Annotated in this window: 22 protein-coding genes, 1 tRNA gene and 1 riboswitch; of the genes, 11 read left to right on the top strand and 12 right to left on the bottom strand. The window is 67.4% G+C overall.

The features are described from left to right. Nucleotides 1-134: 134 nt before the first annotated feature. From gcvPA to ACQ5J0_RS02285, 3 genes are read left to right on the top strand one after another with little or no spacing between them, the layout of a single operon-like run. Nucleotides 135-1,496 carry an aminomethyl-transferring glycine dehydrogenase subunit GcvPA gene (gene gcvPA / locus ACQ5J0_RS02295; protein WP_462568915.1) on the top strand — a complete coding sequence of 454 codons (1,362 nt, stop codon included), beginning with the start codon at nt 135-137 and terminating at the stop codon, nt 1,494-1,496. Next, entirely contained in the window at nt 1,493-3,214 is a 1,722-nt protein-coding gene (gene gcvPB / locus ACQ5J0_RS02290; RefSeq protein ID WP_462568914.1) for an aminomethyl-transferring glycine dehydrogenase subunit GcvPB, read from the top strand. Before gcvPA ends, gcvPB begins: the two co-directional genes overlap by 4 nt. Before the next feature lie 16 nt (nt 3,215-3,230). Next, nucleotides 3,231-3,956 carry an Nmad3 family putative nucleotide modification protein gene (locus ACQ5J0_RS02285; protein ID WP_462568913.1) on the top strand — a complete coding sequence of 242 codons (726 nt, stop codon included), beginning with the start codon at nt 3,231-3,233 and terminating at the stop codon, nt 3,954-3,956. Here ACQ5J0_RS02285 and mmsB read toward each other — a convergent pair. The 10 genes from mmsB to ACQ5J0_RS02235 all read right to left on the bottom strand — a co-directional run bounded on the left by mmsB (nt 3,943) and on the right by ACQ5J0_RS02235 (nt 13,675). Next, nucleotides 3,943-4,809 (bottom strand): 3-hydroxyisobutyrate dehydrogenase, encoded by an 867-nt coding sequence (mmsB, locus tag ACQ5J0_RS02280; protein ID WP_462568912.1) that lies wholly within the window; start codon nt 4,807-4,809, stop codon nt 3,943-3,945. The genes ACQ5J0_RS02285 and mmsB overlap by 14 nt on opposite strands. A gap of 342 nt (nt 4,810-5,151) precedes the next feature. Next, nucleotides 5,152-5,937, bottom strand: a complete 786-nt coding sequence (locus ACQ5J0_RS02275; protein WP_462568911.1) for an enoyl-CoA hydratase-related protein — start codon at nt 5,935-5,937, stop codon at nt 5,152-5,154. Between the two features lie 116 nt (nt 5,938-6,053). Continuing rightward, nucleotides 6,054-7,106, bottom strand: a complete 1,053-nt coding sequence (locus ACQ5J0_RS02270) for an enoyl-CoA hydratase/isomerase family protein (protein ID WP_462568910.1) — start codon at nt 7,104-7,106, stop codon at nt 6,054-6,056. A 95-nt stretch (nt 7,107-7,201) separates the two neighbouring features. Beyond that, nucleotides 7,202-8,347, bottom strand: a complete 1,146-nt coding sequence (locus ACQ5J0_RS02265; RefSeq protein WP_462568909.1) for an acyl-CoA dehydrogenase family protein — start codon at nt 8,345-8,347, stop codon at nt 7,202-7,204. Between the two features lie 73 nt (nt 8,348-8,420). Continuing rightward, the gene (locus tag ACQ5J0_RS02260) at nt 8,421-8,735 is read right to left on the bottom strand and encodes an I78 family peptidase inhibitor (protein ID WP_462568908.1); all 315 of its coding nucleotides are present in this window, start codon (nt 8,733-8,735) and stop codon (nt 8,421-8,423) included. A 1-nt stretch (nt 8,736) separates the two neighbouring features. Then, on the bottom strand, nt 8,737-9,228 hold the full coding sequence (locus ACQ5J0_RS02255) for a hypothetical protein (RefSeq protein ID WP_462568907.1): 492 nt from the start codon (nt 9,226-9,228) through the stop codon (nt 8,737-8,739). Between the two features lie 5 nt (nt 9,229-9,233). Beyond that, entirely contained in the window at nt 9,234-10,736 is a 1,503-nt protein-coding gene (locus tag ACQ5J0_RS02250; protein WP_462568906.1) for a CoA-acylating methylmalonate-semialdehyde dehydrogenase, read from the bottom strand. A gap of 234 nt (nt 10,737-10,970) precedes the next feature. Beyond that, nucleotides 10,971-12,368: an outer membrane protein assembly factor BamB family protein gene (locus ACQ5J0_RS02245; protein WP_462568905.1), complete on the bottom strand. Its 1,398-nt coding sequence runs from the start codon at nt 12,366-12,368 to the stop codon at nt 10,971-10,973. Nucleotides 12,369-12,755: 387 nt separating this feature from the next. Next, nucleotides 12,756-12,829, bottom strand: a tRNA-Gly gene (locus ACQ5J0_RS02240). Between the two features lie 51 nt (nt 12,830-12,880). Then, nucleotides 12,881-13,675, bottom strand: coding sequence for an SDR family oxidoreductase (locus ACQ5J0_RS02235; RefSeq protein ID WP_462568904.1), 795 nt, complete (start codon nt 13,673-13,675; stop codon nt 12,881-12,883). A 102-nt stretch (nt 13,676-13,777) separates the two neighbouring features. On the opposite strand from ACQ5J0_RS02235, the gene ACQ5J0_RS02230 reads away from it, so the two are divergent. The 4 genes from ACQ5J0_RS02230 (at nt 13,778) to ACQ5J0_RS02215 (ending at nt 16,051) form a co-directional block, all read left to right on the top strand. After that, on the top strand, nt 13,778-14,341 hold the full coding sequence (locus ACQ5J0_RS02230; RefSeq protein ID WP_462568903.1) for a TMEM165/GDT1 family protein: 564 nt from the start codon (nt 13,778-13,780) through the stop codon (nt 14,339-14,341). Nucleotides 14,342-14,458: 117 nt separating this feature from the next. Continuing rightward, nucleotides 14,459-14,920, top strand: coding sequence for a Dps family protein (locus ACQ5J0_RS02225; protein WP_462568902.1), 462 nt, complete (start codon nt 14,459-14,461; stop codon nt 14,918-14,920). Nucleotides 14,921-14,945: 25 nt separating this feature from the next. Beyond that, nucleotides 14,946-15,569 (top strand): 6-phosphogluconolactonase, encoded by a 624-nt coding sequence (locus ACQ5J0_RS02220; RefSeq protein WP_462568901.1) that lies wholly within the window; start codon nt 14,946-14,948, stop codon nt 15,567-15,569. After that, nucleotides 15,566-16,051: an NUDIX domain-containing protein gene (locus tag ACQ5J0_RS02215; protein ID WP_462568900.1), complete on the top strand. Its 486-nt coding sequence runs from the start codon at nt 15,566-15,568 to the stop codon at nt 16,049-16,051. The genes ACQ5J0_RS02220 and ACQ5J0_RS02215 overlap by 4 nt, the downstream gene beginning before the upstream one ends. A 176-nt stretch (nt 16,052-16,227) precedes the next feature. Here the strand turns inward: ACQ5J0_RS02215 and dinB are convergent, their stop codons facing one another. Then, complete coding sequence (gene dinB / locus ACQ5J0_RS02210) at nt 16,228-17,364, bottom strand: DNA polymerase IV (protein ID WP_462568899.1); 1,137 nt, start codon at nt 17,362-17,364, stop codon at nt 16,228-16,230. Between the two features lie 67 nt (nt 17,365-17,431). Here dinB and ACQ5J0_RS02205 point away from each other — a divergent pair, with 67 nt between their 5' ends. The 3 genes from ACQ5J0_RS02205 to ACQ5J0_RS02195 all read left to right on the top strand — a co-directional run bounded on the left by ACQ5J0_RS02205 (nt 17,432) and on the right by ACQ5J0_RS02195 (nt 21,373). After that, a complete protein-coding gene (locus tag ACQ5J0_RS02205; RefSeq protein ID WP_462570040.1) occupies nt 17,432-18,721 on the top strand; it encodes a multidrug effflux MFS transporter in 1,290 nt (429 codons plus the stop codon). A 143-nt stretch (nt 18,722-18,864) separates the two neighbouring features. Then, a riboswitch (TPP riboswitch) is annotated at nt 18,865-18,972 on the top strand. 46 nt (nt 18,973-19,018) lie between these two features. After that, entirely contained in the window at nt 19,019-20,935 is a 1,917-nt protein-coding gene (thiC, locus tag ACQ5J0_RS02200; protein ID WP_462568898.1) for a phosphomethylpyrimidine synthase ThiC, read from the top strand. A 57-nt stretch (nt 20,936-20,992) separates the two neighbouring features. Continuing rightward, nucleotides 20,993-21,373, top strand: a complete 381-nt coding sequence (locus ACQ5J0_RS02195) for a hypothetical protein (protein WP_462568897.1) — start codon at nt 20,993-20,995, stop codon at nt 21,371-21,373. 48 nt (nt 21,374-21,421) lie between these two features. Here ACQ5J0_RS02195 and ACQ5J0_RS02190 read toward each other — a convergent pair whose 3' ends face one another. Then, on the bottom strand, nt 21,422-22,315 hold the full coding sequence (locus ACQ5J0_RS02190) for a hypothetical protein (protein WP_462568896.1): 894 nt from the start codon (nt 22,313-22,315) through the stop codon (nt 21,422-21,424). An 82-nt stretch (nt 22,316-22,397) separates the two neighbouring features. Between ACQ5J0_RS02190 and ACQ5J0_RS02185 the strand changes: the two genes are divergently transcribed. Then, on the top strand, nt 22,398-23,231 hold the full coding sequence (locus tag ACQ5J0_RS02185) for a helix-turn-helix domain-containing protein (RefSeq protein ID WP_462568895.1): 834 nt from the start codon (nt 22,398-22,400) through the stop codon (nt 23,229-23,231). The last annotated feature ends 99 nt before the right edge of the window (nt 23,232-23,330 follow it).

The following is a 23,330-nucleotide window of genomic DNA, read 5'->3' as shown; positions in this document are numbered from 1 at the left end:
CCGCTCGCGGGAGGGGCCGGGGGTGGGCAAGACAAAGGCCCATTTCCCGACACGCCCACCCCGCTGCGACTAGGGCCGCGTCGCGGCCCAAGTCTCGCACCCCTCCCGCAAGCGGGAGGGGACAAGGAGTTCCGATGCGCTACCTCCCCCTGACCCCCGCCGATCGCTCGGCCATGCTCGAAACCATCGGCGCCGACAGCGTCGATGCGCTGTTCGCCGATGTCCCCGCCGAAGCGCAGCTCGACGGGCCGATCCACGGCCTGCCGCTGCACGCATCCGAGATGGCGGTCGAGAAACACATGCGGCGGCTGGCGCAGCGCAATCTGGCGGCGGGCGATGCGGCGTTCTTCCTGGGGGCGGGGGCCTATCGCCACCATGTGCCGGCAACCGTCGATCACATCATCCAGCGCGGCGAGTTCCTGACCGCCTACACGCCCTACCAGCCCGAGATCGCGCAGGGCACGCTGCAGATGCTGTTCGAGTTCCAGAGCCAGGTCGCGCGGCTCTATGGCTGCGCGGTGGCCAACGCCTCGATGTACGACGGCTCGACCGCCTGCTGGGAAGCGGTGGCGATGGCCGCGCGCGTGACCCGGCGCGACCGGGTGGTGCTCTCGGGCGCGCTGCACCCGCATTACGCCGAGGTCGTCCGCACCATGGCCAAGTTCACCGCCGACACCATCGCCGATGCGCCGCCGGCCTTCCAGGCGCGCCCCGACGACGACGGGCTGATCGCGCGGATCGACGGCGATACCTCCTGCGTCGTGGTGCAATATCCCGACATCCTCGGGCGGCTCCCCGACCTCGAACGGATCGCTGCGGCGGCGCATGATGCGGGCGCGCTGCTGGTGGTGGTCAACACCGAGCCGGTGGCGCTGGGCGCGATCAAGTCCCCGGGCGAATGCGGCGCGGATATCGTCGTCGGCGAGGGCCAGTCGATCGGCGTCGGGCTCCAGTTCGGCGGGCCCTATCTCGGCCTGTTCGCGGTGCGCGATCCCAAGCATGTCCGCCAGATGCCCGGGCGGCTGTGCGGCGAGACGCAGGACGCCGAGGGCAAGCGCGGCTTCGTGCTCACGCTCTCGACCCGCGAGCAGCATATCCGCCGCGAGAAGGCGACGAGCAACATCTGCACCAACAGCGGGCTCTGCGCGCTGGCCTTCAGCGTCCACATGACGCTGCTGGGCGAGAAGGGGCTGCGCGCGCTGGCGCTGGAGAACCACCGCCTCGCCTGCATCGCCGCCGACAAGCTGGCGCAGGTTCCCGGGGTCAAGGTGCTCAACGAGAGCTTCTTCAACGAATTCACGGTGACGCTGGGCCGCGACGCGCGCGATGTCGTGCGCAAGCTCGCCGATCGCGGCGTGCTCGCCGGCGTCTCGCTCGGGCGGCTCTACCCGCAGGCGGAGGCGCTCGCCGAGGGCCTGCTGGTGGCGGTCACCGAGACCACCACAGAGGAAGATATCGACACGCTCTGCGCCGCGCTCACGGAGACCCTGGCATGAACGCCCCCAACGCCTCGGGCTGGAAGCCCGGCACCCCCGTCACCGTCGACCATTCGATGGAAGGTCCCCCCACGGTCACCGGCAACCGCGCGCTGATGCTCGAGGAACCGCTGATCTTCGAGATCGGCAACAGCGAAACCACCGGGGTCGATTTCACCTCCGCCCTCTCTGCGGGCGAGGGGCATTCCGCTTCCCCCCTCCCCGCGGGGGAGGGGCCGGGGGTGGGGGGGCCCGCCTCTCAGGCGCCGAACACCCATCCCCAACCCCTTCCCTCGAGGGAAGGGGCTTTTGCGTCTCGCTTAGGAGGGTTCGAACGTTCCGAACCGATCGGCCTGCCCGGCCTGTCCGAGCCCGAGACGGTGCGCCACTACACCCGCCTCAGCCGCCAGAACTACGCCATCGATCTCGGGCTGTTTCCGCTCGGATCCTGCACGATGAAGCACAATCCGCGGCTCAACGAGAAGGTCGCGCGCCTGCCCGGCTTTGCCGATTGCCACCCGCTGGCACCGGTCCAGACGGTGCAGGGCGCGCTGGGCGTGATCCACGAGCTGGGCGAATGGCTCAAGACGCTCACCGGCATGCCCGCAGTCGCGATGAGCCCGAAGGCCGGTGCGCATGGCGAGCTTTGCGGGATCCTCGCGATCCGCGCGGCACTGGAAGCGCGCGGGGACGCGCGCAAGGTCGTGCTGTGTCCCGAGAGCGCGCATGGCACCAACCCCGCCACCGCTGCCTTCGCGGGCTACGAGGTCGAGGACATCCCTGCCAACGCCGATGGCCGCGTGGATTTCGATGCGCTCGAGGCGCGGCTCGGGCCCGACGTCGCCGCGGTGATGATCACCAACCCCAACACCTGCGGGCTGTTCGAGCGCGACTTCAAGCGGATCGCCGATGCGGTCCACGCCGCCGGCGGGCTGGTCTATTGCGACGGCGCCAATTTCAATGCCATCGTCGGCCGGGTGCGCCCGGGCGATCTCGGCGTCGATGCGATGCACATCAACCTCCACAAGACCTTCTCGACCCCGCATGGCGGCGGCGGGCCGGGCTCGGGGCCGGTGGTCTTCTCCGAGGCGCTCGCCCCCTTCGCGCCGCTGCCCTTCGTCGAGCAGCTCGATGATGGCAGCTTCCACCTGGTCGAGGAAGAAACCGCGCAGGAGCACCACGCCAGGACCTTCGGGCGGATGACCGCCTTCCACGGCCAGATGGGGATGTTCACCCGCGCGCTCGCCTATATCCTCAGCCATGGCGCCGACGGCTTGAAGCAGGTCGCGGAGGATGCGGTGCTCAACGCCAATTACATCCTGCGCAGCCTCGAGGACGTGCTCGCCGCGCCCTTCGCGCACAGCGGGCCCTGCATGCACGAGGCGCTGTTCGGCGACGAGGGCTTCGGCGGCGGGCTGTCGACGCTCGATCTCGCCAAGGGTCTGATCGACGAGGGGTACCACCCGATGACGATGTATTTCCCGCTGGTGGTCCACGGCGCGATGCTGGTTGAACCGACCGAGACCGAGAGCAAGGCCTCGCTCGACCAGTTCATCATGGCGCTGCGCAGCGTCGCGGAGCGCGCCAAGGCGGGCGACCAGACGCTCAAGTCGGCGCCGCATTACGCGCCGCGGCGGAGGCTCGACGAGACGCAGGCGGCGCGCAAGCCGGTGCTCGCGTGGCAGGCACCCGGTGCGCCCTCGGGCGAGCCGACCAAGAGCGAACAGGGCGGGCGCTGATCCTGAACACGCGGGAATGAAGATCGTCTTCAGCCGCAAGGGTTTCGATAGCGCGGCTGGCGGCGGACCATCGCCGATCGTCGATGGTCGCCCGCTCAGCCTGCCGATCCCAGCGGGCGCGGCCTCGCGCACCAGCTACGACGCGCTGGGGCTGGGCGAGCACGCGCAGCGCGCCAGCCGCGGCAGGTTCGGCGGCGCGGACCTGTGCCACCACGACCCGATGTTCTGCGCCGACGGGACCTGCCTGTTCGGCCAGTGCGGCGCGGCGCAGACGCATCTGGTCAATCAGGGGGTCGGGGTGGGGGATGTCTTCGTCTTCTTCGGCCTGTTCCGCGAGGAGGCGAGCGGCGAACCGCACCACCGGATTTTCGGTCACATGGAGGTGGAGGAGATCGTCGACCTCACGCATCCCGCGCCGCCGGAGCTAATCGAGGTCGGGCATCCCCACGCGCTCGCGCCGCATGGTCGCAACGATGTCGTCTATCGCGGCCCGGGAGCCACCGTGCGCACCGCGCCCGGCAGCCTACGGCTCACCGTCGCGGGTGGCCCGCCGAGCCTGTGGCAGCGCCCGCACTGGCTGCGCCCCGGGGGGCTAAGCTATCACGACCGCGCCGACCGCTGGCTTCCGGGCAAGCGGCTGCGCAGCGTGGCGCGGGGTCAGGAATTCGTCGCCGATATCGGCAAGCGCCGGGCCCCGCGCGACTGGCTCGCCAGCGTGATCGCCGCGATCACAGCGTCTTGATGATCGCCGAGAAGTCGAGCCCGCCGTTCTCGGTCGCGAAGGCCTCGTAGAGTTCCTGCGCGTGTTTGCCGAGCGGGGTGCTGGCACCCGAAGTCTCGGCGGCCTCCATCGCCAGCCGCAGATCCTTGAGCATCAGCGCGGTCGCGAAACCGCCCTGGTAGTCCTTGTCGGCGGGGCTCTCGACCCCGACGCCGGGCAGCGGCGTGTAGGCGTTGAGCGACCAGCAATAGCCCGAGGACTGCGAGGAAATCTCGTAGAATTTCTGCGGATCGAGCCCGAGCTTCTGCGCCATCGTCATCGCCTCGGCGGTCCCGATCATCGAGATGGCGAGCAGCATGTTGTTGCAAATCTTGGCGGTCTGCCCCGCGCCGGCATCGCCCGCGTGGATCACCGCCTTGCCCATCGCCTGCAGCACCGGCTCGGCGCGCGCGAACGCCTTCTCGGTGCCGCCGACCATGAAGGTCAGCGTCCCGCCATTGGCCGCCGCGATCCCGCCCGAAACCGGCGCATCGACCATGTCGTAGCCCGCCGCCTCCGCGCTCGCCGCGACTTCCTTCGCGGTGGCGACATCGATGGTCGAGCAGTCGAGCAGCACCGCGCCCGCGGGCGCATGGCCGATTACGTCGTTCTGATAGACCGATTTCACGATCCCGCCATTGGGCAGCATGGTCACCACTGCCTCGGCCCCGGCGACCGCTTCGCGCGCCTCGGTGAAGGTCTCGCAGCCATTGTCCTTGGCGGCGGCGAGCGCCTCGGCGCTGAGGTCGAAGGCATTCACCGCATGGCCCGCCTTGACCAGATTGGCAGCCATGCCGCCGCCCATATTGCCGAGTCCGATGAAGGCGATTTTCATGATGCGTGTCCTCTCGATGCGTCGCGGGTGTTCCGCTTTTTTATCTCGTCATCCCAGCGAAAGCTGGGATCTCTAGCCTCAATCTCGACCTGAGAGCGGGCCCAGCTTTCGCTGGGACGACGACCTGGGGTCAAAATGTCAGCTCTTTCAATTCGTCATTGCGAGCGACCGCAGGTCGTGCAGCAATCCATCGCGGGGCGCTCGCGGAAAGGTCCGGCCCTGGATTGCTTCGTCGCTGCGCTCCTCGCAATGACGATGGAGAGGCTGGTCGCTCCACTCCCGTCTTCGTCATTGCGAGCGACCGTAAGGTCGCGCGGCAATCCATGGTTCGGCAGCAGACCCCTACCGCCCCTTCCACTGTCCTTCGCGCTTCTCCACGAAGGCCGCCATGCCCTCGGCCTTGTCCTCGCTCGCGGTGAGGATCTGGAAGATGCGGCGTTCTATCACCAGCCCCTGGTCGAGCGTGCTCTCGAAGGCGGCGTTGACCATTTCCTTGTTGGCGATCGCGGCCATCGGCGGCATCGACGCGATCGTCTTGGCAGTCTTGAGCGCATCGCCCAGCAGCTCGTCGTGCGGCACGACGCGGACCACCAGATTGGCGCGCTCGGCTTCCGCGGCGTCCATCATCCGCCCGGTCAGGCACATTTCCATCGCCTTGGACTTGCCCACCGCGCGGGTCAGCCGCTGCGAGCCGCCCATGCCCGGCGCGACGCCCAGCTTGATCTCGGGCTGGCCGAATTTCGCCTTGTCGGAGGCGATGATGAAATCGGCCATCATCGCCAGCTCGCAGCCGCCGCCCAGCGCGAAGCCGTTGACCGCGGCGATCCACGGCTTGCGGGTCTTGCGGACGATCTCGCTGGTCCAGGGGGCGAAGAAATCGTCGAGATAGAAATCGGCCGCCTGCTTCTCGCTCATCTCCTTGATGTCGGCGCCCGCGGCGAAGGCCTTGTCGCCCGACCCGGTGAGCACCGCGCAGAGCTGGCTGTCGTCCGCCTGATAGGCGGCGAAGGCGGCGATCAGGTCCTCGAGAACCTGCGAATTGAGTGCGTTGAGCGCCTGCGGGCGGTTGAGCGTGATCAGCGTGACGGCGTCGCGCTGTTCGACGGTGATGGTTTCGTAGTCGGACATCCAAATCTCCAGAAATCCCGTCATGCTGAACTCGTTTCAGCATCCATCTCTCGGGTTCGAACCACCTGCGCAGGTGGCGAGATGGACTCTGAACCAAGTTCAGGGTGACGGTTGTTTTATGTGGTCAGCGGAACCCATTCCTCGCCTTCGGGCAGCGGCGCGAAGATGCTGTCGAGCAGCTCCTCGCTCACGCCTTCGGGGGTCGCCGGATTCCAGGCCGGATCGCCCGTCTTGTCGACGATCACCGCGCGGACGCCCTCGGCGAAGTCGGGGCGGGTGATCACCCGGCTGGCGATGCGGTATTCCTGGCGCATATTGTCGGCGAAATCGGTGAAGTCTTTCGCATTGGCGAGCTGGCGCAGTGCGACCTTGCAGGTCTGCGGGCTCTTGCCGCGCAGCGTCGCCAGTTCCTTGGCCGCCCATTCGCCGTCGTCGGCTTCCAGGCTCGCGATGATGTCCTCGAAACTATCGGAGGCGAAATGGCGGTGGATCCGATCCAGATTGCCCGCGATCCGCGCTTCGGGCGGGGTCTCGGCGAGGTCGGAGAGGATGCCTGCGATCCGGCCAGGATGCTCGATGATCCGCGCCTTGGCCTCGGCCAGCTTCTCGCTGGGGATGTAATGCGTCGCGATCCCCGCCCAGAGGCATTCCGCGCCATCGAGCTGCGCGCCGGTCAGCGCGAGGAACTGGCCCAGCCGCCCCTGCAGCCGCGACAGATGCCAGCCGCCGCCGACATCGGGGAACAGGCCGATCCCGGTTTCGGGCATGGCAAACCGCGTGTTCTCGGTAGCCACGCGGTATTTGCACGGCAGCGCGATGCCCACGCCGCCGCCCATGGTAATCCCGTCCATAAAGGCGACCACGGGCTTGTCGTAAGTGAACAGCTGGTGGTTGAGCTGATATTCGTCGTGGAAGAACTTGCGCCCCGACACGCCGCCATCGTTGAGCGCGGAATCGCGCAGCATGCCGATATCGCCCCCGGCGCAGAAGCCGCGACCCTCGGCATGGTCGAGCACCACCGCCTCGACCGCCTCGTCGCCCGCCCACTCGCTCAGCGCCGCGCTCATCGCGTGGCACATGTCGAGGGTGAGCGCATGCAGCGCCTTGGGCCGGTCGAGCGAGACATGCCCGACGCGGGCGTGGGTGTGGATGTTGACGTCCTGGATCATTGGCGTTCGCGCATTTCCTTGAGAATGTTGTGCCCGTAGTAGACCACCGTTGCGATAAGGATGACAAGCAGCGCTTCTACCATGTTCCGACTCCGTTACTGGCGCAGCAGGTCCCGCCCGACGATCATCCGCATCACCTGGTTGGTGCCCTCGAGGATCGAATGCACCCGCAGGTCGCGCCAGAAGCGCTCGATCGGGTATTCCGTGAGATAGCCGTAGCCGCCGAACAATTGCAGCGCGTCGTTGACCACCTTGGAGCCGCTGTCGGTCGCCAGCCTTTTGGCCATCGCCGAGAAGCGGCTCTTGTCGGGCGCGTCGTCGGTGACCTTGGCGGCGGCGAGATAGAGCAGCGCGCGCGCCGCCTCGAGCTCGGTCGCCATGTCCGCGAGCATGAACTGGGTGTTCTGGAAATCGGCGATCGGCTGACCGAACTGCTGGCGCTCCTTGGTGTAGTTCACCGCCTCGTCGAGGCAGCGCTGCGCCCCGCCCAGCGAGCAGGCGCCGATGTTGAGCCGCCCGCCGTCGAGACCCATCATCGCGAAGCGGAAGCCTTCGCCCTCGGCGCCGACGCGGTTGGCGACCGGAACGCGAGCGTCCTCGAAGATCACCTGCGCAGTCGGGCTGGCGTTCCAGCCGAGCTTCTTCTCGGGCTTGCCGAAGGAGACGCCAGGCGTGTCCTTGTCGATCACCAGACAGGTGACGCCGCGGGTCTTGTCCTCGCTGGTGCGGACCATGGTGACATAGACGTCGTTATAGCCCGCGCCCGAGATGAACTGCTTGGTGCCGTTGAGCACGTAATGATCGCCATACAGCTTTGCGCTGGTCTTGAGCGCCGAGGCGTCCGAGCCGCTGCCCGGCTCGGTGAGCGCGTAGCTCGCCATCTTGTCCATCGTCACGAGCTCGGGAAGGTAGCGGTCCTTCACCTCCTGCCCGCCGAAGCGGTCGATCATCCAGCTGGCCATGTTGTGGATCGAGATGAAGGCGCTGGTGGTTGGGCAGCCATAGGCCATCGCCTCCATGATGAGCGCCGCCTCGAGCCGTCCGAGCCCGATCCCCCCGGCTTCCTCCGAGACGTAGATCGCGCCGAAGCCGAGCTCGGCGGTGCGCTTGATCACCTCGCGCGGGAAATGGTGCTCCTCGTCCCATTGCGCCGCGTGGGGGGTGATGTTGTCGGCGGTGAACCGGCGCGCCATCTCCTGGATCGCGAGCTGGTCGTCGGTGAGCTGGAACTGTCCTGTCATGGCGTGCTCCCTAGCACCGGAGCGGTGGCGATTTCCACCGCGGAGTGGCAGCTCGTCGAGCGGTTCGTCATGTTCAGCCGCAGGCGATCTTGGTGATCGCCATCGCCCGGTCGTAGCTGACCCGGACCCGGTTCTCGCGGTAATCCATCGTCACCGCGCTGCCCTCGGGAACCCACTGGAAAATCTCGGCGCCGGTAAGCGCGCGGATCGCGGTTCCGGTCTCGGTGGTGGCGCGCTGGCCGATGAAGCTGTCGGTACCTGCGGCGGAGCAGGTGCCGCCTGCGCCCGTCATCCCGTCCCCGGGTGCGCCGGGGGCCTGATTTGCGGTCGCGCAGCCTGCCGTGAGAGCGGCAAGCGAACCGATAAGGGCAAGTTTGGTCAAGGTCATATCAGCTCTCGCATCGTTTGAGGGTCATGGGTTCGAAATCGGTCTCTTCGCCCACGGGCGACGGAATGAGGCGGTCGGGAGCGGTCAGTTCGAAGCGGCGGGTCATGGTCCAGCGCTCGCCTTCGCCCTCCATCGTCAGACCGGCGATGATCGCATCCGCGCCGTCGGTCATCACATCGGTGACCTCGCCGCGGGCCTCGTAAAAGCCCAGCGTATCCGCGCCGATCTCCATCCGGAGTTCGGATGCGGGCGCGCAATTGCCATCGAGCGAATCCCACACGCCGCGAAACCGCTGCGGGATCGCGGCGAGCTGGCGCGTCGGGCCCTGCTCGGTCGGGTCGGCCAGCGAGCGCTCCGCCTCGCGGAGATTCGCATCGTCCGCAGTGCTGACCGGGGCGACTTCGCTTTCGACCGGCGGCTCATCCTCCTGCGAACAGGCGGCGAGGGTGAGGGCCAGGCTCAGCGCGAGCGGGGCGGCGAACGCAATCCGCATCGCGCTCAGCCCATCGTCGGGATGACGAAGGCGTTCGACCCGTCCCCGCCACCGTCGGGCCAGCGCTGGGTGACCTTCTTGGTCTTGGTCCAGAAGCGCAGGCCCTCGGTGCCGTATTGATCGATGTCGCCGAAGCCCGAACGCTTCCAGCCGCCGAAGCTGTGATAGGCCACCGGGACCGGGATGGGCACGTTGATCCCGACCATGCCGACATTGACCCGGTGCGCGAATTCGCGCGCGGCGTGGCCGTTGCGGGTGAAGATCGCGACGCCATTGCCATATTGGTGCTCGCTGGGGAGCCGCAGCGCCTCCTCGAAATCCTTGGCGCGGACGATCTGCAGCACGGGCCCGAAGATCTCTTCCTGGTAGCTTTCCATCGTGGTGGTGACGCGGTCGAGCAGCGTCGGGCCGACGAAGAAGCCCTTCTCGTGGCCCTGCAGCGAGAAGCCGCGACCATCGATCACGACCTCGGCGCCTTCCTTCTCGGCGGTGTCGATCCAGCCCTCGATCCGCGCCTTGTGCTCGGGGGTGACCACCGGGCCATAATGCGCGTCGGGATCGTTGGAGACCCCGATACGCAGCGCATTGATCGCGGGGATCAGCTTTTCGCGCAAGGCGTCGGCGGTGTCTTCGCCCACGGGCACGACCACGGGCAGCGCCATGCAGCGCTCGCCCGCCGAGCCGAAGGCGGCGCCAGCGAGATCGTTGACCACCATGTCGAGATCGGCGTCGGGCATCACGATGCCGTGGTTCTTGGCCCCGCCGAACGCCTGCACGCGCTTGTTGTTGGCGGTCCCCCGGCTGTAGATATATTGCGCGATGTCCGAGCTGCCGACGAAGCTGACGCCCGCGATATCGGGATGGTCGAGGATCGCGTCGACGATCTCCTTGTCGCCGTGGACGACCTGCAGCAGCCCCTCGGGCGCGCCGGCCTCGAGGAACAGCTCGGCGAGCCGCACCGGGACGGACGGATCGCGTTCGGAAGGCTTGAGAATGAAGGCGTTGCCCGCGGCGATCGCCATGCCGAACATCCACATCGGGATCATCGCGGGAAAGTTGAACGGGGTGATGCCGGCGCCGATGCCGATCGGCTGGCGCATCGAATAGACGTCGATCCCCGGGCCCGCGCCCTGGGTGTACTCGCCTTTGAGCACCTGCGGGATGCCGCAGGCGTATTCGATCACCTCGAGCCCGCGCTGGACGTCGCCCTTGGCGTCGTCGACCACCTTGCCGTGTTCGGAGGCGAGCAGCTCGGCGAGCTCCTGCATGTTCTCCTCGATCAGCTGCTTGTAGGCGAACATCACCCGCGCGCGGCGCTGCGGATTGGTTGCGGCCCAGCCGGGTTGGACCTTCTTCGCGATTGCCACCGCGTGGTCGAGCAGCGCCGCGTCGCCCAATGCGACCTCGGCCTGGACCTCGCCGGTCGAGGGGTTCCAGATCTGGTGGCTGCGGCCGCTGCCGGTCAGGCCCTTGGTGCCCCCGGAGATGACGTGGTCGATGTTGCGCATGAATACCTCTCTTTTCTCCCCAACGGCCTAGGCGCGCGAGGGGTCCGAACGCAACCCGGTTTCATTTGCAACCGGCGGCGAGCGGGCTTGTCTTAGAAAAGAGAGCGGAGCGGGTAGTGAGACATGTCCGGCTCGTCACCCGCTCGGCTCAACCTCGGGCGCTCGCGGTTCCGTCTCGCGATCGGCGCCCTGCGAACCGTAAGCGAATTGTCGCTCGAAGGCGGTCCATCAAGATCAGAAGAGTTTGAAGCCGCGTATGCTTTGCCGACCGACGACGATCAGAACATTATCGGGCGTGATCGCCAGCTCGCCCCCGTAGGGCGCCGACCACACCACCGGGTCGCCGTTCCGACTCAGATCGATGGCGTAGGTGGTCGTCTCCGTGGCTACGAACATGTGCTTTTCGGTCAGGACGACATTGCTCTGCAGGTTCTGGCTGCCACTGCTCATCGCAATGGTCCGTATCAGCGCTCCATTGGATGCGTCCAACACATCGACCACGGCGCTGTTGGCACGCGGCGCATAGAGCCTGCCATCGTGATACGCCGGATCATCGACGTATGTATTGGCACTTCGCCATAGAGGCTGGCTGCTGTTGACCGACCATCCCATCAGCGGTGCGGGCTGGTTCTCTCCGCGGTTATCCGTGAAGGTGAAGATGCGTCCCTCCCCGTCGAGGATCGGCGCGCCGGAATAGCTACCGTAGTAACTCAGATTGAAGCTGGAGAAGAACGGATTGGGGATGCGCCTCGTCTCGACCCCCGTTTCGCGCGACAGGATCACGAGATCGCCGCCGCCGAAATAATAGACGGAACTGTCGTCGACCGCGACGCTCTGGCCCTCCATGACATAGCCTCGCCCGCCTTGGGTCGTATCGCGTTCCCACAGCGTGCCACCGCTAGCCGGATCGGCGCCGTAGACGACGTTCCCGTAGTACCCGGCCTGGAAGTAGATCCTGCCGCCATATGGCGTCGGCGTCCCGCCCGAACTGAACTGGCTGGCGTAGGTGACGGTCGTTCGATACCGACCTTCTTCGGCATTGAGGACCTGCATCGGAATCTGACCGGACGAGATGTCCATGGCCATCGAGGCGACCAGCCCGTCCGCATAGAACGGTGCGCTCGCATAGCTCGCCGGCGCCAGCGAGTAAGCCCACAATGCATTGCCATTCGCGGGATCGATGCGCCGCTGCGACTTTTCTCCGTTGGAGTCCGTGATGGTTGCGAAGACACCGCCGCGCGTGGCCGCGACCCCATCGGCGGTAGCGGCGAAATCGTCGACGCTCCAAGCCAGCGCAAAATCGTCGACGTCGTACCGCGCAGCGACGAAACCGGTGTGCGACGCGGTGCGCTGTAAGGTCGTCCAGTCACCGAGCTCGACATCGAGATTTATCGCGAATGTCTTCGAGGATCCCGGATAGACGGCATCGCAGGCGCTGGTCTTGCAGAGCCGAAACGTCACCGGAACTTCGCTGCGTCCCCCGGCGGGGAAAGGAACGGTTGCCAGGCGAACGGTGAAAGTCTTGCCCGAAGCGGTCGGAGTGCCGCTCAAGGCGATGCGGCGCCCGCCGATCTGGACATCCGCCACGATCGGGTCGGACGAATCCCCGGTATAAGTCGCATCGAAACCCACCGAAGCGGCCTGGCCTTCGCTTATGTCGATAGCTGCCGAGGTTCCGGACAAGGTCACCGGCAGGCTTGCGGTGGTGGGGAGTGGGGCGGGAGGCGGAGCGGGTGAATCGCCTCCTCCGCACGAACTCAGGATAAGCGCAGAAGCGCCCACCGACATTGAGCGGCAAAACCCCATTTTACGACCCCCCGTATTGCGCGGCCAAGTGACCGTGCATGTCCTTGGTCAAGCACATGGCTGGAGCGGATGCAATACCGTTATCGAGTTCAAGAACGTTCTCTGAAGGCATTGCAACGCTAAACGGGATTCCGCGTCGCGCAGAAGGCCTGCAAGCGGGCCATCTGCCCGATCCGCGACGGGTAGCGGTTTTCTGCGGCTGGTTCAGGATTGTGGAGCGGGTAGCGAGAATCGAACTCGCGCGTCCAGCATGGGAAGCTGGCAGGCTACCATTACATCATACCCGCGTAACGGCGCATGTGCCGCGATGGCCGCCCGCCGTCAATATCCCTCTTGCGTCAGCGCGGCGGCATGCGGATCGCGCCGTCGAGCCGGAACTGATGCGCGTTGAGATAGGTGTTGCGCGCGATCTCGAGGATCAGCGAGGCAAATTCGTCAGGGTTTCCGAGCCGTTTGGGGAAGGGCACGCTGGCGTTGAGCTGCTCCCACATTTGCGGGTTGCGCTCCTTCATCCCGAGCATCAGCGGGGTGGCGAAGATGCCCGGCATCACCGAATTGACCCTGATCCCCATGTCCATCAGATCGCGCGCCATCGGCAGCACCAGCCCGTTCACCCCGGCCTTGCAGCTGCCGTAGATCACCTGGCCGATCTGCCCGTCCTGCGCCGCGACGCTGGCGGTCAGCGTGATGCAGCCGCGCTCGCCGTCATCGTTCAGCGGCTCGGCATTCGCCATTCCCAGCGCCGAATGGCTGGCGATCCGGTAGGAGGAGACGAGAATGCCTTCGGCACCAAAGGCGTAATCCTCGGTCGAGAGCCGCTTGTAGCCGCCGCTCTCTTTATCCCAGCCCAGCGTCTTGCCGCGGCGGCTGGCCATCGCGCAATGCACGGTGACCCGCTCCTGGCCATGCGCTTCGCGCGCCGCGGCGAAACCCGCCACGACCGAATCCTCGTCGGTGATGTCGACATGGTGGAAGCTCCCGCCGATCGCGCCCGCGTGTTCCTCGCCCGCCTCGTGGTCGACGTCGAAGATCGCCACCTTGAGCCCCGCTTCCGCCAGCGCGGTGGCGCTCGCCTTGCCCAGACCCGAAGCGCCGCCGGTCACCACCGCCGCCATGCCTTGCGTCAATTCCATCCGTCTCTCTCCCAATTAGCTTTCCTCGGCGGGGGTGCTATCGCATGGCGCGCCGCGCCGCCAGACAGGACCTTTCATGCCGATCATGCAACCCGGGCCCACATGACCGCCTCGCTGTTCTTCGCCATGGTCGCCGCCTTCCTCGCCGGGATCGGTGCACGCGACCAGCTGATCGTCGCACGGCTGAGCGGGCATTTCGGCGGCTCGCCCATGGTGCTTGCGACCGGGCTCGCCTGCGCCGCGCTCAGCGCCTCGGCGATGGCCTGGGCCGGCTGGCGGGTCGAGATGCTGATCTCGGACTCGGCGGAAACCATGCTGGTCGCCTTCGCGCTGGCGGCGGCAGCCTTCGAACTGTTCTGGCCGATCAGGGTGGCTCCCGCGCGCGAGCCGACCCGCTCTCTCCCCGCGCTGGCGATCGTGCTGCTATCGCGCCAGATCGGCGACGGCGCGCGCTTCTGCATCTTCGCCATCGCCGCCGCGACTTCCTCGCCCCAGATGACCGCGCTCGGCGGCGCGCTCGGCGGCGGCGCGGCGCTCGCCATGGGCTGGGCGCTGGGCCATGCGCTCGAACGCCGCCTGCCGCTGCGGGGAATCCGCATCGCGCTGGGCTGCGTTACACTGCTGCTTGCGCTGCTGATCGGCCTGACCGCTCGCGGGATCGTGTGACGATCGAGAAAAGCGATTTCAGCAAGCGGGGCGCTGCATGAAACAAAGCGGTCTCTGTGCCGTTGGAAATCCGATACACACAGCGCTGCGGGTCACGCGGCGAAAACAGGAGGCATTATGACCGAACTCGGAAACAACGCAAAAGCGGGCCTTGTCGAAGCGCTCAACGGCGCGCTGGCGGACACTTTCGCGCTCTACATCAAGACCAAGAACTTCCACTGGCACGTCGCGGGGCCGCGCTTCCGCGACCTGCATCTGCTGTTCGACGAACAGGCCGCGCAGCTGATCGGCACGGTCGACGATATCGGCGAACGGGTGCGCAAGAACGGCGAGAACACGCTGACCTCAATCGGCTCGATCGCCAAGGCGACGCGGGTCAAGGATCAGGACGACGTGACGATCTCCGCCGATTCCATGGTCGAGGAATTGCGCGATGCCAATCGCAAGCTTCACGACCGGTTGAACGAGGTGAAGGACGAGTCCGAGAAGGTGGGCGACAACGCCACCAGCGGGATCGTCGACGACTGGATCGACCAGTGCGAGGAGCGCATCTGGTTCCTCGGCCAGACCGCCAAGTAACAGGCGCCGCACGAGGGGAGCGGCGATGGCCGACACAACCCGTATCGATGGCGCGGACGACCGCGCCATCGCGCAATGGCTCGCTGCAAGACTGCAGCGGGCCTTTCGCGCGTCCGCGGGCCCGGTGGCGGTGACCGTCCCGGGCGGCTCCACCCCGTTCCCGATCATCGAAATTTTGCTCGAGCACAAGCTGCCATGGGAGCGGCTGGTGGTCTGGCCCAATGACGACCGGGTGGTCCCCGAGCACCACGAGGCGAGCAACACCGGCAAGCTGCGCGCGCTGTTCGAACCCGCCGGAGCCGAGGTCGCGGCGCTCAGCGTGATGGAGCAGGTGCCGCATTTCGCGCTGACCTGGCTGGGGATGGGCGCCGACGGACACATCGCCTCGCTGTTCCCCAGCACCGATCCGCGCGCCGACGATCCGCGCAGCCTGGTCCGGCTCACCCCCGACCCGCTCCCGCCCGAGGCGCCCTTCGACCGGATCAGCCTGACCATTCCCGCGCTGCTCGACAGCGAGGAACTGGTCTTCGTCATCCGCGGCGACGAGAAGAATGACGTCATGACGGCAGCGCTGGCGGGGGAGGGCGATCTGCCGGTGTCACGACTGCTCGCCGCAGCGCGCCAGCCGGTGACGGTGTTTGCGGGATGATCGCGAAGCTCCACCGCTTCGCGCTGCGGCTGGCGCATGATGGGCGTCATCGCTGGCGGTTGTGGCGTGGTACCCCGCTCGAGGGGGTGACGATGATTGCCTGCGATCACCGCGATCAGGTGCTGCTGGTCCGCCATAGCTATGGCCCGAGCGGCTGGTTCCTGCCGGGCGGCGGGATCAAGCGCCGCGAGACGCCCCAGCAGGCAGCGGTGCGCGAGTTGCGCGAGGAAACCGGCTGTACCGCCGAAGGCGCGCGGCTGGTCGGCAGGTTCGAGGAGCAGGTCTCGGGTTCGCCGCACACCGCCCATGTCTTCACCTGCATGACCGATGACGAACCCCGGCCCGATCGCCGCGAGGTGGTGGAGGCGCGGTTCTTTCCGTTGCAGTCGCTGCCCGAACCGCTCAGCCCCCGCACCCGCGCCCGGCTCGCTTTCTGGCGCGAACGGGTCAACGACCTCACCTCCCAAAGCGCGATGGATTAGTCTCTCTTCTCCCCTCCCCGCGGGGAGGGGCCGGGGGTGGGGGAGCGCGCCGCCGGCGCGCGTCCCGGCCAGTGGCATGGCAAACCATAGGCGTAGTTCACCCCATAAGCGTCGTACACCCCCTCCCGGCCTCCCCCCCCCTCAAGGGGGAGGAGCGAAGGGGCTCGATCCCAAGTCTAAAGCAGCGACAATTGCGCATCGGGGCGCGGCGGTTCCTCTGCCCCTTCGCGCTCAAGCTTCGACAGCGTCAGTCCCATCAGCCGGATCGGCATCGGCAGCGGCAGCACCTCGTCGAGCAGCGCGCGCGCCATCGTCGCGAATTCCTCGCGGTCCGCGACCACGCGCGGCAGCGATTTCGCGCGGCTCATGATCTGGAAATCGGTGTATTTGAGCTTGAGCGTCACCGTCCGCCCGCGCGCCTCGGCCCGTTCGATGCTGGTCCAGACGATGGCGATGATGTCCTCCAGCGTCTCGCGCAGCGCCGGGCCGCTGGAGATGTCCTCGCCGAAGGTCCGCTCGCCGCCGACCGATTTGCGGATCCGCGTCGAGCGCACCGGGCGCAGATCGATGCCGCGTGCCGCGCGGTAGAGATAATCGGCGAAGCTGCCGAAATGTGCGCGCAGCCAGGCGATGTCCTTCTGCGCCAGATCCGCGCCCGTCGCGATCCCCAGCCGCGCCATCTTCTCCGCGCCCTTGGGGCCGACCCCGTGGAACCGCCGCACCGGCAGTTGCGCGACGAAAGCCGCACCCTGGCCGGGGCGGATCACGCACAGCCCGTCGGGCTTGTTCTGGTCGCTCGCGAGCTTGGCGAGGAACTTGTTGTAGCTCACCCCGGCGCTGGCGGTGAGCCGGGTCTCGGCGCGGATTGCCTGGCGGATCAGCTCGGCGATCCGCGTCGCCGAGCCGATCCCGAGCTTGTCGGCGGTGACATCGAGATAGGCCTCGTCGAGGCTCAGCGGTTCGACCAGCTCGGTGTGGTGGCGGAACACCGCGCGGATCTGCTGGCTGACCTCGCGGTAGACCTCGAAACGGCTCTTGCAGAAGATCAGGTCGGGGCACAGCCGCTTGGCGGTGACCGAGGGCATCGCGCTTTTTACCCCGAAGACCCGCGCCTCGTAGCTCGCCGCCGCGACCACGCCGCGCCCGCTGGAGCCGCCCACCGCCACCGGTTTGCCGCGCAGTTCGGGATGGTCGCGCTGCTCGACGCTGGCGAAGAAGGCATCCATGTCGACATGGATGATCTTGCGCAGCCCCTGCGCCTCGCTCTCCTCGCCCTCGGGGCCGCCGTCGCTGGTGTGGTCGTCCTGCCTCATCGCGGGCCAAAGATAGGCGTGCGGGTTGCAAATCGGAACCGTTCGTTCCAATTCGCATATTGTGCACATGCGAAACGATATTCCATCCGGCGGCGAGCTTCACGGTTCGGCCGTGCCGACCCGCCGTCCCGCGGCGTCTGCGACCCGCAAGCCCATCGGCGAGCGCGAGCTGATCTGGATGATGGCGATGTTGATGGCGCTCAACGCCTTCGGGATCGACGCCATCCTCCCCGCGCTCGACGAGCTGGCGACGACTCTCGGCGCGCAGGGCAACGACCGCCAGTTCGTGATCGGGGTCTATCTGCTCGCGGCCGGCATCGGCACGCTGGTTCCCGGCGCCTTCGCCGACCGCTTCGGGCGCCGCCCAGTGCTGTTCGTCGGGCTCGGGGCCTATATCGCTCTCTCGCTCGCCTGCGCGCTGGCGACTTCGTTCGACGCGCTGGTGATCCTGCGCGCGGCGCAGGGCTTCTTCGCCGCGAGCATCATCGCGCTGCCGCCTGCGATCATCCGCGACCGCGTCGGCGGCGACAAGATGGCGCGGATGATGAGCCTGATCTTCGTCATCTTCCTGCTGGTCCCCGCGATCGCCCCCTCGATCGGGCAGGGCGTGCTGCTGCTGACCGGCGACTGGCGCTGGATCTTCGTGACCATGGCGCTCGCCGGCGTGGTGATGTCGGTCTGGGTCTTCACCCGCCTGCCCGAGACGCTGCACGAGGAAGACCGCCAGCCGATCTACATCCCGCAGATCGCGCGCAACATGGGCAGCGCGGTGACGCTGCGCACCACGGTCGGCTACACGCTGGGCAGCGCGCTGGTGTTCGGCGGGCTGTTCGGCTTCATCAATTCCAGCCAGCAGCTGATCGGCGAGGCCTTCGGCGCGGGGGACGATTTCCCGCTGATCTTCGCGATTTGCGCGGGCTGCATGGCGGTGGCCAACTGGCTCAACAGCCGCATCGTCGAGCGCTACGGCGCGCGCCGGGTCAGCCACGCGGCGCTGTTCCTGTTCATCATCGTGGCCGCGGCGCAATTGTGGTTCGCCAACCAGCCCGACGAGAGCCTGTGGACCTTCGTGCCCTTGATGGCCGCCAACATGAGCCTGCTCGGCTTCATCGGCGCCAATTTCGGCTCGATCGCGCTCCAGCCCTTCCGCCACATCGCGGGCGCCGCCAGCTCGGCGCAGGGCTTCCTGCGGATGACCGGCGGGGCGGCGCTGGGCGCCTATATCGGCTATTCCTACGACGGCACCGCACGCCCGCTGGCGCTGGCGCTGCTGGTGACCGCGGTGCTGAGCCTGGCCTTCGTGCTGTTCTCCGAACGCGGCACACTGTTCGGCCCGCCGGAGCCGGAAGAGGCCTGAGAGAATTTAGACAAGCACGTCATCCCAGCGAAAGCTGGGATCTCTCGCCACCTGGTCCTCTACCTGGCCGAGATCCCAGCTTTCGCTGGGATGACGACTGGGCCCCGCTTCCCCTTCCACCCGACCGGCAAATGCGTTAGACATCCCCATCCCCGGGGAGCCAGTGCTGGCTGAGAGGGGCAGGTCACGCTGCCCGACCCGTCGAACCTGAACCCGTTAATACGGGCGGAGGGAGGGCCGGCTCTGTCGCTTCGCGTAGCGCCGGAAATCTCTCTCCCGCCCGAGGAGAGTGACCCCATGGCCGACATCAATTCCCCGCACGAGATCAGCCCCACCGGTGAGCCGGTAACCGTCACCACCGGCCCGATCCGCGGCAGCCGCAAGGTGCATGTCGGCAAGCTGGGCGTGGCGATGCGCGAGATCGATCTCGCGGGCGGCGAGGCGCCGGTGCGGGTCTACGACACCTCGGGCCCCTACACCGACCCCGCCGCCAGCATCGACATCCAGGCGGGCCTTCCCGCGCTGCGCCGCGACTGGCAGCTCGCGCGCGGCGACGTCGAGGAATACGCCCCGCGCGAAGTCCGCCCCGAGGATAACGGCCAGCTCGGCCCCGATCGCTCGGGTGGCGTTCCGCCGTTCCCCGCCGCGCTGCGCCGCCCCTTGCGCGCGAAAGCCGGCGGCAACATCAGCCAGATGCACTACGCGCGCCGCGGGATCATCACCCCCGAGATGGAGTACGTCGCCGAGCGCGAGAACCTGGGCCGCGCCCGCCTCGCCGAATACACCCGCGACGGCGAGGACTGGGGCGCCCAGATCCCCGATTACGTCACCCCCGAATTCGTCCGCGACGAAGTGGCGAGGGGCCGCGCGATCATCCCCTCCAACGTCAACCACCCCGAATGCGAGCCGATGGCGATCGGGCGCAATTTCCTCGTCAAGATCAACGCCAATATCGGCAACTCGGCGGTTGCCTCGGACGTCGCCAACGAAGTCGACAAGATGGTCTGGTCGATCCGCTGGGGCGCCGACACCGTCATGGACCTGTCCACCGGGCGCAACATCCACGACACCCGCGAATGGATCATCCGCAACTCCCCCGTGCCGATCGGCACCGTGCCGATCTATCAGGCGCTCGAGAAGGTCGGCGGGGTCGCCGAGGATCTCACCTGGGAGATCTACCGCGACACGCTGATCGAGCAGGCCGAGCAGGGCGTCGACTATTTCACCATCCACGCGGGCGTGCGCCTGCCCTATGTGCCGATGGCGGCCAAGCGGATGACCGGGATCGTCAGCCGCGGCGGCTCGATCATGGCGAAATGGTGCCTCTCGCACCACAAGGAGAGCTTCCTCTACGAGCGGTTCGACGAGATCACCGAGATCTGCAAGGCCTACGACATCGCCTATTCGCTCGGCGACGGCCTGCGCCCCGGCTCGATCTACGACGCCAATGACGAAGCGCAATTCGCCGAACTCTACACGCTGGGCGAGCTGACCAAGCGCGCCTGGGCGCAGGACGTGCAGGTGATGATCGAGGGCCCCGGCCACGTGCCGATGCACAAGATCAAGGAGAACATGACCAAGCAATTGGAGGCCTGCGGTGAGGCGCCCTTCTACACGCTCGGCCCGCTCGTCACCGATATCGCGCCCGGCTACGACCATATCACCAGCGGCATCGGCGCGGCGCAGATCGGCTGGTACGGCACCGCGATGCTCTGCTACGTCACGCCGAAAGAGCACCTCGGCTTGCCCGACCGCGACGATGTGAAGGTCGGCGTGGTCACGTACAAGCTCGCCGCCCACGCCGCCGATCTAGCCAAGGGCCACCCCGCGGCGCAGGTCCGCGACGACGCGCTGAGCAAGGCGCGCTTCGAGTTCCGCTGGCGCGACCAGTTCAACCTCAGCCTCGACCCCGACACTGCCGAGCAATATCACGACCAGACGCTCCCCGCGGAAGGCGCCAAGACCGCGCATTTCTGCTCGATGTGCGGGCCCAAATTCTGCAGCATGAAGATCAGCCAGGAAGTGCGCGATTTCGCCGCCAGGCAGAATTCGGACAGCTATCTCGCCGCCGAGAACATCCGCAACGAGACCCCGCCCGAAGCGCGCGAGAATGCGGAAGAGGGGATGGAAGAGATGTCGCGCCGCTACAAGGAGAAGGGCGAGCGGCTGTACCTGCCCGAAGACGAGGTGGACGGGGTCGGCCCGGCGACATAGGCTGGCGACCGGCCCGGCCGCGGCCTCGGCCGACTTTTACGGGATAGGAGAGCGCCCATGGCTGAAACCCATGCTGCCACCGAGGCCGGAACCGGGACCGCCACCGAGACCGGCGCGATACTCGACGACCGGCGCGAGCGGCGGCGCCTGCCGCTGGTCGGGCTGGTCCTCTCGGCGCTCTATGTCGCGGGGGTGACGCTCTACCTGTTCGTCCAGGGCCAGAACCCCGCCGACCTCCGGCTCAACGAGCTAGGCGATTTCCTCGGCGGGGTGTCGAGCCCGCTCGCCTTCCTGTGGCTGGTGCTCGGCTTCTTCCAGCAAAGCCGCGAGATCCGGCTGAGCGGCAAGGCGCTGCACCTGCAGGCGAGCGAAATGCGCCGCAGCGTGGACGAACACCGGCGGCTGGCGAGTGGCGGCGCGGAGCGGGGAGAGGGCTAAACCGCAGAGCGGCGCGCGAACCGATGCCCTCCCCGGCTCGCCGACTTCTCACGGCTCGCAGGGCCGCGCCGATGCCTTGCAGGTCCACAGCAGCCCCGCTCGCTTGCAGCTCAGCGAGCGATCTTTGGCGTTGGCCCATTCGGCCCAGCTCCTCGAATGTTCGCTCTGGACTGCGGCCATCCACCCCACCTGAGCGGTCATCTTGCCTCCCTCCCGCGTCACCGCGCCGAGGCGGGTGGACGAGATCTGGCTCCCGCATTGCTTGCCGCCCGCGCCGCCTTCGCCACTCGAGGAGTTCGGCTTGCTCGTGCCCGCGGGCTTCCCGCCCGAGTTCGGCCTGCTGTCCGAGCCGCCTCGCGCCGGGGGCGCGCCGGCACCGGGAGTATTGCCGCCGCCGGTGGCCTCGCCCATGGCCTCTCTCGCGCGGCTTTCCTCCGCCCCCCTCGCGGGCGGTCGGCCGGTGGAACCGGTTGCCGCGGTTTCGCTCCGCGCCTGCGGGCCGCAGGTCGCCCTGAGCGGGACCCAGTTGGAGCTTTCGCCCGATCCCACGGCCTGCGCCCGGTAGCGTGTATCGGTGTCGGTGGTGATCTTGAAGCTGTGCCGATAGGTCGCGAGATAGGTCCCCGCCGCGCCGGCGACCGCCTGCGCCTCCAATTCGCCGGTTTTGCCGCCGCCGGCATTGTGGATCACGAAGCGCACCGTGCCGGGGCCATCGGTGTGCGCCCATGCGGTCAGCGTGGCATCGCGCGGGCAAGCCGCACCGCCGCCATCCGACACCGCGAGCTGGACGCGGTCGACCTCGGCCATGCCTGCTTCGGCCATGCCTGTTTCGCCCGAACCCGTCTCGGCCGGCCCCGCAGCGACCAGCGCGATCAGACCGAGCGCAGCGCCCGTGCCCGCCGCCAGCGTCCGTTTCGATTGCCTCCTCACCCATTGCGCCATGATTGTTCCTCCCCGAAACCCTGTCATGCGACCCGGCCCGTTTATTCTCGCTCGAAAACCCGATGTCTTGTAAAGATCGGCGATGGCGCAAGAGCCCGACTTCGAAGAAGTTCAGGCACCCGGCCAGCTGCGGCCCTGGGTGCGGCGCTATCTCTACGCCAACCGCCCGCTGGCTGCCGACCTAACCGTGCAGGCCAAACCCACCGGCTTCTGCTATTTCGTCAATTTCTTCGGCGGCAATCGCGGCGATTATTTAACCATCGACCGGCGCGTCGTCAGCCGCCGGACCCGGTGGTTCCTGTGCGGCCAGATCACCGATCACGACCTTCGTTTCTGCCACCGCCATTCGCTGCGGGTGACCATCGCCGAGCTGACCGCCACCGGGCACCACCGGCTGTTCGGCACGGCGGGAAGCGACATCCTTGGCCTGGCCGCAGAGCTGGCCGACATCGCGCCCGAGCGCGCGTGCCTTGCGGGCCGGTGCTTCTCGCTCGGCCCCGGCGGCTCGCGCGACGGGCATGTGGCGCAGGCCAATGCCTTCTTCACGCGGCTCGCCGAGCGCTGCCTGCCCGCAGACGAGGCGGTGGAGCATGTCGTGGGCGCGATCGAGCGCGACCACGGCATGGTACGCATCGCGCAGCTGTGCGCGCAGACGGGCATCGCGCCGCGCGAGCTGCGCCGCCGGTTCCAGCACGCGGTCGGGATGAGCCCGAAATTCTTCGCGCAGGTCATGCAGATCAAATGGGCCGTCGGCCTGTTGTCCGCGCAGGACGAAGCCAGCCTCGCCGTGGTCGCGCAGGAGGCGGGCTTCTACGACCAGGCCCATTTCAACCGCGCCATGCAGCGCTTCTTCAGCGAGAGCCCGAGCGCCTTTCTGCGCAGCGACAACCGGTCGTTCCGCTCGTTTTATGGCTGAAGCGATGCGGCGCGATGCGGCGCGGGCGGGGTGAGGGCCGGGGGGAGCCCGGGGGGAGGGCAAGCCACCCGGCCAGGATTGACCGCGCGCGCGAAAGGG

Source organism: Qipengyuania sp. SM2512 (assembly GCF_054954005.1).
Note: the sequence above shows the minus strand (reverse complement) of the source record. Positions and strands in the feature narration are given on the sequence as shown.

Bases quoted from the DNA above. Each gene is read 5' to 3' on its own strand.
- gcvPA (WP_462568915.1), top strand. From the start codon at position 135: ATGCGCTACCTCCCCCTGACCCCCGCCGATCGCTCGGCCATGCTCGAA.
- gcvPB (WP_462568914.1), top strand. From the start codon at position 1,493: ATGAACGCCCCCAACGCCTCGGGCTGGAAGCCCGGCACCCCCGTCACC.
- ACQ5J0_RS02285 (WP_462568913.1), top strand. From the start codon at position 3,231: ATGAAGATCGTCTTCAGCCGCAAGGGTTTCGATAGCGCGGCTGGCGGC.
- mmsB (WP_462568912.1), bottom strand. From the start codon at position 4,809: ATGAAAATCGCCTTCATCGGACTCGGCAATATGGGCGGCGGCATGGCT.
- ACQ5J0_RS02275 (WP_462568911.1), bottom strand. From the start codon at position 5,937: ATGTCCGACTACGAAACCATCACCGTCGAACAGCGCGACGCCGTCACG.
- ACQ5J0_RS02270 (WP_462568910.1), bottom strand. From the start codon at position 7,106: ATGATCCAGGACGTCAACATCCACACCCACGCCCGCGTCGGGCATGTC.
- ACQ5J0_RS02265 (WP_462568909.1), bottom strand. From the start codon at position 8,347: ATGACAGGACAGTTCCAGCTCACCGACGACCAGCTCGCGATCCAGGAG.
- ACQ5J0_RS02260 (WP_462568908.1), bottom strand. From the start codon at position 8,735: ATGACCTTGACCAAACTTGCCCTTATCGGTTCGCTTGCCGCTCTCACG.
- ACQ5J0_RS02255 (WP_462568907.1), bottom strand. From the start codon at position 9,228: ATGCGGATTGCGTTCGCCGCCCCGCTCGCGCTGAGCCTGGCCCTCACC.
- ACQ5J0_RS02250 (WP_462568906.1), bottom strand. From the start codon at position 10,736: ATGCGCAACATCGACCACGTCATCTCCGGGGGCACCAAGGGCCTGACC.
- ACQ5J0_RS02235 (WP_462568904.1), bottom strand. From the start codon at position 13,675: ATGGAATTGACGCAAGGCATGGCGGCGGTGGTGACCGGCGGCGCTTCG.
- ACQ5J0_RS02230 (WP_462568903.1), top strand. From the start codon at position 13,778: ATGACCGCCTCGCTGTTCTTCGCCATGGTCGCCGCCTTCCTCGCCGGG.
- ACQ5J0_RS02225 (WP_462568902.1), top strand. From the start codon at position 14,459: ATGACCGAACTCGGAAACAACGCAAAAGCGGGCCTTGTCGAAGCGCTC.
- ACQ5J0_RS02220 (WP_462568901.1), top strand. From the start codon at position 14,946: ATGGCCGACACAACCCGTATCGATGGCGCGGACGACCGCGCCATCGCG.
- ACQ5J0_RS02215 (WP_462568900.1), top strand. From the start codon at position 15,566: ATGATCGCGAAGCTCCACCGCTTCGCGCTGCGGCTGGCGCATGATGGG.
- dinB (WP_462568899.1), bottom strand. From the start codon at position 17,364: ATGAGGCAGGACGACCACACCAGCGACGGCGGCCCCGAGGGCGAGGAG.
- ACQ5J0_RS02205 (WP_462570040.1), top strand. From the start codon at position 17,432: ATGCGAAACGATATTCCATCCGGCGGCGAGCTTCACGGTTCGGCCGTG.
- thiC (WP_462568898.1), top strand. From the start codon at position 19,019: ATGGCCGACATCAATTCCCCGCACGAGATCAGCCCCACCGGTGAGCCG.
- ACQ5J0_RS02195 (WP_462568897.1), top strand. From the start codon at position 20,993: ATGGCTGAAACCCATGCTGCCACCGAGGCCGGAACCGGGACCGCCACC.
- ACQ5J0_RS02190 (WP_462568896.1), bottom strand. From the start codon at position 22,315: ATGGCGCAATGGGTGAGGAGGCAATCGAAACGGACGCTGGCGGCGGGC.
- ACQ5J0_RS02185 (WP_462568895.1), top strand. From the start codon at position 22,398: ATGGCGCAAGAGCCCGACTTCGAAGAAGTTCAGGCACCCGGCCAGCTG.